General features: G+C 33.4%; 10 protein-coding genes and 1 pseudogene. 10 read left to right on the top strand and 1 reads right to left on the bottom strand.

Annotation, left to right across the window (positions count from 1 at the left end):
• The first annotated feature begins 39 nt into the window (after nt 1-39).
• From HMPREF2897_RS01890 to HMPREF2897_RS01850, 9 genes and pseudogenes are all read left to right on the top strand, one after another.
• Nucleotides 40-651 (top strand): NAD(P)-binding protein, encoded by a 612-nt coding sequence (locus HMPREF2897_RS01890; protein WP_038812669.1) that lies wholly within the window; start codon nt 40-42, stop codon nt 649-651.
• A 20-nt stretch (nt 652-671) separates the two neighbouring features.
• Entirely contained in the window at nt 672-1,571 is a 900-nt protein-coding gene (locus HMPREF2897_RS01885) for a sulfite exporter TauE/SafE family protein (RefSeq protein ID WP_002458277.1), read from the top strand.
• 23 nt (nt 1,572-1,594) lie between these two features.
• A complete protein-coding gene (sat, locus tag HMPREF2897_RS01880) occupies nt 1,595-2,773 on the top strand; it encodes a sulfate adenylyltransferase (protein WP_070592525.1) in 1,179 nt (392 codons plus the stop codon).
• A gap of 15 nt (nt 2,774-2,788) precedes the next feature.
• Nucleotides 2,789-3,388 (top strand): adenylyl-sulfate kinase, encoded by a 600-nt coding sequence (gene cysC / locus HMPREF2897_RS01875; protein WP_001830609.1) that lies wholly within the window; start codon nt 2,789-2,791, stop codon nt 3,386-3,388.
• A 351-nt stretch (nt 3,389-3,739) separates the two neighbouring features.
• Nucleotides 3,740-4,044 (top strand): annotated as a pseudogene (locus tag HMPREF2897_RS01870) (hypothetical protein).
• 318 nt (nt 4,045-4,362) lie between these two features.
• Entirely contained in the window at nt 4,363-6,213 is a 1,851-nt protein-coding gene (gene nrdD / locus HMPREF2897_RS01865; protein ID WP_002475640.1) for an anaerobic ribonucleoside-triphosphate reductase, read from the top strand.
• A complete protein-coding gene (nrdG, locus tag HMPREF2897_RS01860) occupies nt 6,210-6,746 on the top strand; it encodes an anaerobic ribonucleoside-triphosphate reductase activating protein (protein WP_002475643.1) in 537 nt (178 codons plus the stop codon). The genes nrdD and nrdG overlap by 4 nt, the downstream gene beginning before the upstream one ends.
• A 362-nt stretch (nt 6,747-7,108) precedes the next feature.
• Nucleotides 7,109-8,407 (top strand): anaerobic C4-dicarboxylate transporter, encoded by a 1,299-nt coding sequence (locus HMPREF2897_RS01855; RefSeq protein WP_001830664.1) that lies wholly within the window; start codon nt 7,109-7,111, stop codon nt 8,405-8,407.
• A 421-nt stretch (nt 8,408-8,828) separates the two neighbouring features.
• Nucleotides 8,829-10,451 carry a BCCT family transporter gene (locus tag HMPREF2897_RS01850; RefSeq protein WP_002447035.1) on the top strand — a complete coding sequence of 541 codons (1,623 nt, stop codon included), beginning with the start codon at nt 8,829-8,831 and terminating at the stop codon, nt 10,449-10,451.
• A gap of 49 nt (nt 10,452-10,500) precedes the next feature.
• Here HMPREF2897_RS01850 and HMPREF2897_RS01845 read toward each other — a convergent pair whose 3' ends face one another.
• Nucleotides 10,501-11,061, bottom strand: a complete 561-nt coding sequence (locus tag HMPREF2897_RS01845) for a choline uptake/conversion transcriptional regulator CudC (RefSeq protein ID WP_002447036.1) — start codon at nt 11,059-11,061, stop codon at nt 10,501-10,503.
• Between the two features lie 474 nt (nt 11,062-11,535).
• Here HMPREF2897_RS01845 and betB point away from each other — a divergent pair, with 474 nt between their 5' ends.
• On the top strand, nt 11,536-13,026 hold the full coding sequence (betB, locus tag HMPREF2897_RS01840) for a betaine-aldehyde dehydrogenase (protein WP_002447037.1): 1,491 nt from the start codon (nt 11,536-11,538) through the stop codon (nt 13,024-13,026).
• The last annotated feature ends 6 nt before the right edge of the window (nt 13,027-13,032 follow it).

Genomic DNA, 13,032 nt, shown 5'->3' with positions numbered 1-13,032 from the left:
ATAAAGAGTATTAATAAAAGTGTATAGGAGGAAATCATCATGAATATGCCCTTAATGATTGATTTAAGTAACAAGAAAGTCGTCATTGTAGGTGGAGGTAAAGTTGCAACACGTCGTACTACAAGTTTATTAGCTTATACAAACCATATTCATGTTGTAAGTCCAACAATTACTGATACATTACAAAAATATCTAGAAACGAAGCAAATCACTTATGAAAAGAAACTCTTCGAACCACAAGATGTTAAGAATGCTGATATGGTCATCGCGGCTACTAATCAATCTGATGTTAACAACGATGTGAGGGCAGCTTTGTCTAAGAACGTATTGTTTAATCATGCAGGACAAGCAGACCTAGGAAATATAACGTTCCCTAATTTCTTAAAAAGAGATAAATTAACAATAAGTGTATCAACTGATGGTGCAAGTCCTAAATTAGGTCAACGAATTATTAAAGATTTAAAGGTTACATACAACGAAGACTATTCAATGTATATTCAGTTTTTATATGAAAGTAGACAGTATATTAAATCACTTAAAATTGAGCCATCTGATAAACAAGCGTTACTCGAGCAAATTTTGTCAGACAAATATTTAGATGAGAAGAAGCAACAAGATTTCATCCGATGGCTAAAATCACAAGTCAAATGAAGAATGGGGGCATATGATATATGCGCAAAGTATTAATTTTCGCAATTGCGGGATTTTTAGCACAACTTGTTGATGGATCATTAGGCATGGGATTTGGCGCTTCATCGTCATCAATATTATTAACTTATGGTATAGCACCGGCAGTAGTGTCAGCAACCGTTCATTTTTCTGAAATTGCAACAACAGCTGCATCTGGGACATCACATTGGAGATTTGATAATGTTCATAAACCAACAATGTTGAAGTTAGCTATACCCGGCTCAATAAGCGCCTTTATCGGTGCAGGTGTTTTGACATTTATTCATGGTGATTATATTAAACCGTTCATTGCATTATTCTTGTTAAGTATGGGATTTTATATTTTGTATCAATTTCTATTTAAACGTGCACATGAACATCATCATCATGTGGGAGATTTGAGTAGCTTTAAAGTAATTCCACAAGGTTTTGTGGCAGGATTTTTAGACGCAATCGGTGGTGGTGGTTGGGGACCAGTTAATACACCACTCCTGCTCTCAAGTAAAAAAATTCAACCACGATATGCGATTGGAACGGTCTCAGCAAGTGAATTTTTTGTTACGTCATCTGCTGCTTTAAGTTTCATCATCTTTTTAGGAATCACTCAAATTAATTGGTTTGCTGTAATTGCTTTGAGTCTCGGTGGAATGGTAGCGGCACCTATTTCAGCGTATTTAGTTAAAGTGTTACCTATTAACATTCTTGCAATTTGTGTCGGAGGTTTAATCATTTTTACAAATAGTAATGCATTATTAAGCTATTTTGTAAAAGATAGCACTATTTCAAATACAGTTCGATTCATTATTATTATTGCAATCATTATTTTGCTTGTTTTTCAAGTCGTTCGAAACAAGAAATTATCTTTTTCTTACAAGAAAAGCCGAGTAAACAAATATAATTAATTAGAAAAGGGGATTTGATTATAATGTCTAACAATGAAACAATAACCAATTATACAATTAAACCTCATGGAGGAGAACTTATCAATCGTGTTGTTGAAGGAAACGAACGTGAACGTTTGATTGAGGAAGCATTAAAGTTTAAACCGATTACTTTAAATCCTTGGGGAATATCGGATCTAGAGCTCATAGGTATTGGCGGATTTAGTCCCCTTACAGGATTTATGAACAAAGAAGACTACACTAAGGTGATAGAGGAAACGCATTTAAGCAATGGCTTGGTCTGGAGTATTCCTATCACTTTACCTGTAACAGAATCTGAAGCAGATAAACTTGATATAGGTGATGATATCGCTTTATATGGTGAAGATGGACAGTTATATGGAACGCTTAAATTAGAAGAAAAGTACACATATGATAAAGAAAAAGAAGCGCGTTTGGTATACGGAACAACTGAAGAAGCGCATCCTGGAGTTAAAAAGGTTTATGAAAAAGGAAATATTTATTTAGGTGGTCCTATTAAACTATTAAATCGTCCGAAACATGATGCGTTTTCAAATTATCATTTGGATCCTTCAGAGACAAGACAATTATTTCATGATTTAGGTTGGAAAACTGTCGTAGGTTTTCAAACGAGAAATCCAGTGCATCGAGCACATGAATATATTCAAAAATCAGCACTAGAAATTGTTGATGGTCTACTTTTAAATCCACTAGTTGGTGAAACAAAGTCAGACGATATTCCAGCGGATGTACGTATGGAAAGTTATGAAGTGATATTAAAAAACTATTATCCTGAAGATAGAGCACGTCTAGTCATTTATCCTGCTGCAATGCGCTATGCCGGACCACGTGAAGCGATACTTCATGCAACTGTCCGTAAAAATTATGGTTGTACACATTTTATTGTGGGAAGAGATCATGCTGGTGTAGGCGATTATTATGGTACTTATGAAGCACAAGAACTGATTGCTCAATTTGAAGATGAGTTAGGTATTCAAATTTTAAAATTTGAACATGCCTTTTATTGTGAAGCTTGTGGTAATATGGCAACTGCTAAAACATGTCCGCATGACGCTTCTCAACATTTACATTTAAGTGGTACTAAAGTAAGGGAAAAACTGCGTAATGGCGAATCATTACCAACTAAATTTTCAAGACCAGAAGTTGCCGAAGTTCTAATTAAAGGTTTGCGAGAAAAATAAATCAGGAGTGTTAAAATGAGTGAATCAAATCATATTACATGGCATGACTCAGAAGTCACGAAGAAACAAAGACAGCATAGAAATGGACACAAAAGTGCTGTAATTTGGTTTACAGGGCTATCTGGGTCAGGTAAATCAACGGTTTCTGTTGCCTTAGAGAAAGAATTATTTAATGAAGGAAAACAAACATACCGTTTAGATGGTGATAATGTGCGTCACGGTCTTAATAAAAATTTAGGATTTAGTCCTGAAGATCGTTCAGAAAATATTCGACGCATTGGAGAAGTAGCAAAATTAATGGTAGACGCTGGAGCTTTAACAGTTACTGCTTTTATCTCCCCATATAAAGAAGACAGAGAAGGTGTTAGAGCATTACTAGAGGATAATGAGTTTATAGAAGTATATACAAAATGTAGTGTTGAAGAATGTGAAAAGAGAGATCCGAAAGGATTGTATAAAAAAGCACGATCTGGGGAAATACCTGAATTTACAGGTATAAGTGCACCTTATCAAGCACCTGAAAATCCTGAAATCACTATAGATACTGAACACGACACTATTGAACAATCAGTGGAACAAATTATACGTTATCTTAAAGAACACCAATATATTTAAATTGATATTTCATCATATAGAGTAGGAGAGAATTAAAGATTCTTAATCTTACTCTTTTTAATTTTAAAAGTATACTGGAAAGTTTTGAACATATCATAATTTTTAAAGAAAAGCACTTGGTCAGGTATACTTACTTCTAATTAAGTAAGAAGATGTTATTTCTAAATGATATCAATAGTATACTTATGAGTCATGATTTATGCTTAGTTTGTGATTATCTAAATACAAATATAATTTAAATTTATAAAAAGCTAATTATTGATGTGTGATTAAAGTGAAATAAAAAGGGAAAATATTTTTAAAGAGATATTGAGTGATTTATCATAAAAAATAAGAGGATGGTGATATAACATGGCATTTAATATTTGGATGTGGATTTTACTTGTATTATTTATTGTTGGGACAATAGCTGTAATTCTCATTTTAACAGTTGGCTCAGTGTTAGAAGAGCGTTCATATGACCGTCGATCAGAAGATGAAAAGCGCAAAAATTTAGAAAAAATCTTGAGATGTCAAAGGGGCATACAGATGAATCGCAAGAGTCGAGCAACGGGGAAGAACAAGTAACACAAGAGCATTCTCATCATGGCGTTCAAGATCATCAACAAACACATCAAAATATAAATCAATCAACACAAGATAATAGAAATAATTAGATAGGTGAAAGGGAAAAGGTAAATGCTTTTTTCGGTTATTTATTCCCAATTTATACGAAGATAATTACTAGAATTACCAAAAGTGAAGATATTATAAATTTTAACTGAATTAATAACTAACTATATGTTATAGAAGCCTGAGAACATTGACGTCTCAGGTTTTTATATTGATTACAAAACTATCTTTATCTCACATAGAGTTCACTAAACGTTAATAATCTTTATGACATTTTAGTTAACGACTTAGTAATCGATTGTAATACTATATATAGTGTTTTATTTTATTGATATATACTATATATAGCGAAGGGTGACAAAATGACTACTTTAGAAACATCATTAACTCGATTAATCACAAAAGATCCAACTATATTAAATGAAAATGCAAATAAAGATAGTAATACATTCTCAACAATGCGAGATTTAACAGCTGGAACGGTATCAAAGTCTTATGCACTCGATCATTTACTTCCGAAGCATGTTGCTCATGCACATCAATCGGGAGATATTCATTTTCACGACTTAGATTACCATCCATTTCAACCATTAACCAATTGTTGTCTCATAGATGCAAAAGATATGTTAGAGAATGGCTTTGAGATAGGTAATGCTAATGTTACAAGACCTCAATCAATACAAACCGCCTCAGCACAACTTGTACAAATCATTGCAAACGTTTCAAGCAGTCAATACGGAGGTTGTACTGTCGATCGTGTTGACGAATTACTAAGTAAATATGCACAAATGAACGCACAATATCATAGGGAAGTAGCGAATGATTTCGTTCAACCTGACAAAATTGAGAATTATGTGGACACGCAAGTAACTAAAGATATTGGTGATGCGATTGAAAGTTTAGAGTATGAGATCAACACACTATATACTTCCAATGGACAAACGCCATTCGTTACTTTGGGATTTGGTTTAGGAACAGATCAATTAAGTCGAAAGATTCAACAAGCAATTTTACATACTCGTATTAAAGGTCTCGGTAAAGATAGAGTCACTGCAATTTTCCCTAAACTTGTATTTTCGATAAAAAAGGGTATTAACTTTGGTCCAGAAGATCCTAACTATGATATTAAGCAACTTGCATTGGAATGTTCAACAAAACGCATGTATCCCGATATTTTAAATTACGATAAACTAGTGGAACTGCTTGGTGATTTTAAAGCACCGATGGGATGTCGTTCATTTTTACCAAGTTGGAAGAATGATGAAGGTCAATTGGAAAATAATGGACGGTGTAACTTAGGTGTAGTGACGCTGAACGTACCGAGAATTGCAATCGAAGCAGATGGTGACATGCAACAGTTTTGGGATATCTTTGAAAAACGCATGCAATTGTTACATGATGCACTTGTGTATCGAATTGAAAGACTACAAGATGCTATTCCGGATAACGCGCCTATTTTATATAAAAGTGGTGCATTTAAAAATAAACTCACTTCAGAAGATACTGTCGAATCATTATTTACAAATCAACGCGCTACAATTTCAATGGGGTATATCGGTTTATACGAAGCAGCAACATTATTTTATGGACCAAATTGGGAACATAATCCTGAGGCTAAAACATTCACATTAGACATATTAAGAGAAATGAAACGTTATCAAGTAGAGTGGACGAAACAATATGATATTTGGTTCAGTATATACAGCACACCTAGTGAATCACTCACAGATAGATTTTGCCGATTGGACAAAGATAAATTTGGATCTATTCCAGATGTTACTGACAAAGGATATTACCAAAATTCATTCCACTATGATGTTCGTAAAGATGTAACGCCGTTTGAAAAACTAGATTTTGAAAAGGACTATCCTTACTACGCAAGTGGTGGATTCATTCATTATTGTGAATATCCAAAGTTAAATCATAATCTTAAAGCTTTAGAAGCAGTATGGGATTATGCTTATGATAAGGTAGGTTATTTAGGTACGAATATTCCTATTGATCACTGTTATCGTTGTGGCTATGATGGAGATTTTGAAACTACTGCTAACGGATATAAATGCCCACATTGTGGCAACAATGATCCTAAAACAGTTGACGTTGTAAAAAGAACATGTGGTTATTTAGGAAATCCAGTTCAAAGACCAGTTATTGAAGGACGACAAAAAGAGATATGTGCGAGAGTGAAACACATGAAGGAACCTCGTTCATGAATATTTTAAACATTAAAGAAGGTCACCACTATATAGCTAAAATAGAAAGTCATAGCTTTGTAGATGGTGAAGGTGTTCGATGCAGTGTATATGTTTCCGGATGTCCTTTTCAATGTAAAGGTTGTTATAACGTTCAAGCCCAAAATTTTAAATACGGAGAACCATTCGAACTAGAAATGCTTGAAGAGATTTTAGATTATTGTGCGCCTTCTTATATCGAAGGCTTAAGCATACTTGGTGGAGAACCATTTTGTAATTTGTCTATCACACTCCAACTCGTTGAAGCTTTTAGACAACGATTCGGTCATACAAAAACAATTTGGGTGTGGACTGGCTTTTTATTTGAATATTTGAAACAGCAAAACGATGCGCGCAAGTCATTACTCGAACATATTGATGTATTAGTTGATGGTATGTTTATTCAACATTTATATCGTCCGAATCTTCCATATAAAGGATCACTTAATCAACGTGTGATTGATGTTCAAGCTTCCTTAAAAAAAGAACAGGTCATTGAATATCTAACTAAATAGTTTATGATAATAATTGTAATTAATTTTTAAGATATCTCTTAGAAAAATAGCCCAAAATAAATGTTATGGTTCATTTGTTTTGGGCAATCTTTGTTATAAGTTATCAATGAGATGAACAGGAATGTTATCACATGTATAACGACAGTTTTAAAGAGTATAGTTAATTTTATTTTTAAAGTAAATTTTTATCACTTTTTATTAGGTGGATGTGATTTGTTGCAATTTATAGACTGAAAAGTGACAAACATTAAACATCTAAAAAGTAAAAGAAATAATATTATACTTATATATATACTAATTACATATTAAAGTGATAAAATATTGAAGTGAAAATTGTTCGGCATAAGTTAGGAGATTCTTCCATGTTATTGTTTATCATAGAAATCATAATCATGATTCTAGCGATATTATTAGGATTAAGAACTGCTGGTGCACTGGGATGTGGCATCTTTGCTATAGTAGCGCAACTTATTATGATATTTGGATTCCAGTTACCTCCAGGTTCAGCACCAGTGACGGCAGTCTTGATCATATTATCTATTGGTATAGCAGGTGGTACGTTACAAGCTACTGGTGGTATTGACTATTTAGTTTACATTGCTTCACGTGTGATTGAACGCTTTCCAAAATCAATTATATTTATAGCACCAATGATTGTCTTTGTCTTTGTTTTTGGAATTGGTACTGCAAATATAGCTCTTTCACTTGAACCTATCATCGCTAAAACTGCACAAAAAGCACGAATTCAGCCTAAACGCGCATTAACTGCTTCGGTACTAACCGCCAATTTAGCCCTACTTTGTAGCCCGGCAGCTTCCGCTACAGCTTATATTATTTCAGTATTAGCAGGGTATGAAATATCGATGGGTAAGTATTTAAGTATTGTTTTACCTACAGCTTTAATTAGTATGTTAATGCTTAGTACATTTTGTACATTTGTAGGACGAAAAGAACACGTGCGTGATGAATCAGAACGTTTAGTTCAGATGCCAGAAGTCGAAATCAAAAATGACTTTTCATTAAAAGTAAAAATAGGTGTTATCTCATTCCTATTATGTGTCATGGGTATATTAACGTTTGGCATATTTCCTAATCTCATGCCGCAATTCAATGTGAATGGAGATGTAGTTAAAGTTGAGATGACTGAAATTGTTCAGTTCTTTATGTATCTCAGCGCTACAATTAATTTATTATTAATAAAAATCAATACTTCTGATATTCTGTCATCGAATATTACTCAGTCTGCAATGGGAGCACTCTTTGCAGTTCTTGGCCCAGGTTGGTTAGGTGCAACAATATTTAATGCTCCACATAACTTAAAAATATTGAAAAATGATATTGGGTCAATTATTAGTGAAGTACCTTGGCTTGTTATCATACTTGTTTCTGTAGTTGCAATGATTGTCATTTCTCAAACAGCTACAGCATCAATTATGGTACCGATAGTTATGAGTTTAGGTATACCCCCCATCTATTTTGTTGCGATGGTACAAACATTAAATGTGAATTTCGTTATTCCAGCTCAACCGACACTATTATTTGCTGTAGAACTAGATGAAACTGGTAGAACAAGACCTACGAGCTTTATGATACCAGGATTTTTTGTTATAACAGTATCCGTCATTACTGGATTTGTTATTAAAACCATTTTAGGATATTAATCAATTTTTATAAGTTGGAATTTAATCGCTATATATAGTTCTTTAGATACTTCATCTCATAGAGTAAGGTATTTGAATGACTAAATATTGGCGATTTTTTTATTTATAGATTAAGAGTGAGTATAAGTGGAGAAAAAAATTTAAAATAAATATATATACGTTAAAAGTGTATAAAAATACAATATGAAATATTGTAAAGTTCGTTCATTTTGTTAAATTTTAACTTAACACTATTGTCATAGCAATTTAAGATGAATGTTTGAGAGGCGTAAATTATATAATTATTCAAATGAGATTTTGATGATCCATGTATGTAATTTGCATTATTATTAAAAATTCGTTATTGTCTTTTTTGTGAATCACTATCCATTGAACGTAATTTAAAGTAAAGATTCATAAATTAATATTAGGGGGATCACATTTGAAAAAGGAAAAAGTTATGGACTGGACGACCTTCATAGGCGTAGTCATTGTGTTACTTTTTGCTGTTATACCTATGATGGTTTTTCCGAAAGCAAGTGAAATAATCATTACCGATATCAATAGTGCCATTTCTAATTCAATTGGATCGGTATATCTCTTTATGGGACTGGCTATATTTTGTTTTGTTTTATACATAGCATTTGGTAAGTACGGGAATGTCACGTTAGGAAAAGCGACTGACAAACCTGAATTTAATAATTTCACATGGGCAGCCATGTTATTCTGTGCCGGTATTGGTTCGGATATTTTATATTGGGGTGTTATTGAGTGGGCATTTTATTATCAAGTACCTCCTAACGGTGCAAAATCAATGTCTGATCAAGCTCTTCAATATGCAACTCAGTATGGTATGTTTCACTGGGGACCTATAGCCTGGGCAATATATGTGCTACCAGCATTGCCAATTGGTTATTTAGTTTTCGTTAAGAAGAAACCCGTCTATAAAATTAGTCAAGCTTGTCGACCAATTTTAAAAGGACATACGGATAAATTATTAGGAAAAATCGTAGATATTTTATTTATTTTCGGTTTGCTCGGTGGTGCTGCAACATCACTCGCTCTAGGCGTGCCAATGATCTCAGCTGGTATTGAACGATTGACTGGTTTAGATGGATCTAATATGATTTTACGTTCAATCATCTTACTAACTATTACAGTTATTTTCGCAATCAGTTCTTACACAGGTTTGAAAAAAGGTATTCAAAAATTAAGTGATGTTAACGTTTGGTTATCATTTTTATTATTAGCATTTGTATTCATTGTAGGTCCAACTGTGTTTATTATGGAAACTACAGTTACAGGGTTCGGTAATATGATAAAAGATTTCTTCCATATGGCGACATGGATGGAACCATTTGGTGGCATAAAAGGTCGTAAAGAGACGAATTTCCCTCAAGATTGGACAATATTCTACTGGTCATGGTGGCTCGTTTATGCACCGTTTATTGGATTATTTATCGCACGTATCTCAAAAGGACGTACACTTAAAGAAGTTGTATTAGGAACAATATGCTATGGAACATTAGGTTGTGTATTATTTTTCGGTATTTTTGGTAACTATGCTGTATATCTACAAATTTCTGAGCAATTTAATGTAATAAGCTATTTAAACAATCATGGTACAGAGGCAACAATCATAGAAGTAATGCATCAACTACCATTCTCGACAATTACTATTATCTTATTCTTAATATCAGCTTTCTTATTCTTAGCAACAACATTCGATTCTGGTTCATATATTTTAGCAGCAGCGTCACAGAAAAAAGTGATAGGAGAACCGTTACGTGCTAATCGTTTATTCTGGGCGTTTGCGTTATGTTTACTACCGTTCTCTTTAATGCTAGTTGGAGGAGAACGTGCATTAGAAGTATTGAAAACAGCATCATTACTTGCTAGTGTACCTTTAATTGTTATATTTACGCTTATGATGATTTCGTTCTTAATTATACTCGGACGAGATCGTATCAAGTTAGAAAGACGTGCAGATAAGCATAAAGAAATTGAAAGACGTTCTCTAAGAATAGTTCAGGTCAAAGATAAACCTGAAGATGATAACTTATAAAAAATAGCCAAGCAATAATGTTAAGTCATTATCGCTTGGCTTTTTATTTTTAATCATGATGATGTTGTTCATCTGGAATTGGAAAATAGTTAAAGATTTCTCCTGACTCTAAAGCTTCACTTAATTGAGCGAGCCACTTGTAATAAATTTTAGAGTGGTCTAACTGCGCTTTTACATTTATTGCTTGGTTTTTAACTTCCTCGTCTATATCATTCTTTTCAAGAATTGGGTAAATGATATTTTCTGCATCTTTAATAGCTTCCATATTAGTGTCAATTTCACGTTCCCATTTTTTAGTGAAAAAGTTGCGGAAGAAAGTGAAGAAATCTTTCTCTGCAATAAAATGTTGCTTTCGGCTACCACGCGTGAATTGTTGTTTGACGATATCGTATTCTTGTAGTTTTTTTACACCTGTACTCATACTAGGTTTACTCATTTGCAGTTGTTGTCGCATTTCATCAAGTGTCATACTTCCTTCAAAAACCATAATGCCATACAGGTTACCTACACTACGGTTGATACCATACAAATCCATGGTTTCACCGATTGAGTTGATAACTAAATCTTTAGCTTCTTCGATATGTTGACTGTCATTGTTATTATAATCCATCACTGCACCTCCATTTTAATCCATTATTCAGCTTAGGTGGGACGCACTAGATACTATGATTTTATGATGATTGTAAATAATACATCTATTGCTTTGAGTTGTAGTTCGTTCGTGAATATAAAGCATAGTTACATTGAAAGTTTATAATCATCAAAATCAAATGTTAGTTATCGATTTGAATTGTTAATGTCTATACTACTGTTTGACTATCTCAATGCCGTAATCTATAAACGGCTATAAAAACCTATACTATATGTCCCATTTCTAATAAATACACACGAGAATCATTATAAAGCCTTTTATGAAAAAAAGAAAAGTAATTTTCTGAACAAAAATTATTTCTTAAACATAGATAAGTTTGATTGTAAAATACAAACATTTTTAAAGAAATTGACACTTTTTCATCAATTATGATAACATAACTCTGTAAAATTCGTTAAATAAAAATTTAACAAACTTAACGGAGGTCGTTTGATGGAACTTGTAGATAAATTATCAAATCGTCAATATATTGATGGAGAATGGGTTGAAAGTTCAAATAAAAACACAAGAGATATTATAAATCCTTACAATCAAGAAACAATCTTCACTGTAGCTGAAGGAACTAAAGAAGATGTTGAAAGAGCAATTTTAGCTGCTAGAAGATCTTTCGAAGACGGTGAATGGTCACTTGAAACAAGTGAAGTCAGAGGTAAAAAAGTGAGAGCCGTTGCTGATAAAATTAAAAAAAATAGAGAAGAGTTAGCTAAATTAGAAACATTAGACACTGGTAAAACTTTAGAAGAATCCTACGCTGATATGGATGATATTCACAATGTGTTTATGTACTTTGCTGGTTTAGCTGATAAAGATGGCGGTGAAATGATTAACTCACCAATTCCTAATACAGAAAGTAAAATAGTTAAAGAACCTGTAGGTGTTGTTACTCAAATTACACCTTGGAACTATCCATTACTTCAAGCATCTTGGAAAATTGCGCCAGCTTTAGCAACAGGTTGCTCATTAGTTATGAAACCAAGTGAAATTACTCCGTTAACAACAATTCGTGTATTTGAATTGATGGAGGAAGTTGGTTTCCCAAAAGGAACAATTAATTTAGTACTTGGTGCTGGATCAGAAGTGGGCGACGTGATGTCAGGTCATGAAGAAGTCGATTTAGTTTCATTTACAGGTGGTATTGAAACAGGAAAACACATTATGAAACAAGCAGCTAATCACGTAACCGACGTTGCATTAGAATTAGGCGGCAAAAATCCTAATATTATTTTTGATGACGCTGATTTCGAATTAGCTGTAGACCAAGCACTTAATGGTGGATATTTCCACGCTGGTCAAGTGTGTTCTGCTGGTTCTAGAATCTTAGTTCACAATGATATTAAAGATAAATTTGAAAAAGCTCTTATTGATCGCGTAAGCAAAATCAAATTAGGTAACGGTTTTGATCAAGATACTGAAATGGGACCAGTTATCTCAACAGCACACCGCGATAAAATTGAAGGTTATATGAAAGTTGCGAAAAAAGATGGAGCAACAATTGCTATTGGTGGTAAACGTCCTGAACGAGAAGACTTACAAGCGGGATTATTCTTTGAACCTACTGTAATTACAGATTGTGATACATCAATGCGTATTGTTCAAGAGGAAGTCTTTGGACCAGTTGTGACTGTAGAAGGATTTGCTGACGAAGAAGAAGCTATTCGCTTAGCAAATGATTCAATTTACGGTTTAGCAGGTGCTGTATTTACTAAAGATATTGGTAAAGCACAACGTGTTGCGAATAAATTGAAACTTGGTACGGTTTGGATTAACGATTTCCATCCATACTTTGCACAAGCGCCATGGGGCGGTTACAAACAATCAGGTATTGGTAGAGAATTAGGTAAAGAAGGCTTAGAGGAATATTTAGTAAGTAAACATATTCTTACAAATACTAATCCAGAACCAGTGGATTGGTTTAGTAAATAATAATAA

Source organism: Staphylococcus sp. HMSC065D05 (assembly GCF_001813195.1).
Taxonomy (GTDB): domain Bacteria; phylum Bacillota; class Bacilli; order Staphylococcales; family Staphylococcaceae; genus Staphylococcus; species Staphylococcus epidermidis.
Note: the sequence above shows the minus strand (reverse complement) of the source record. Positions and strands in the feature narration are given on the sequence as shown.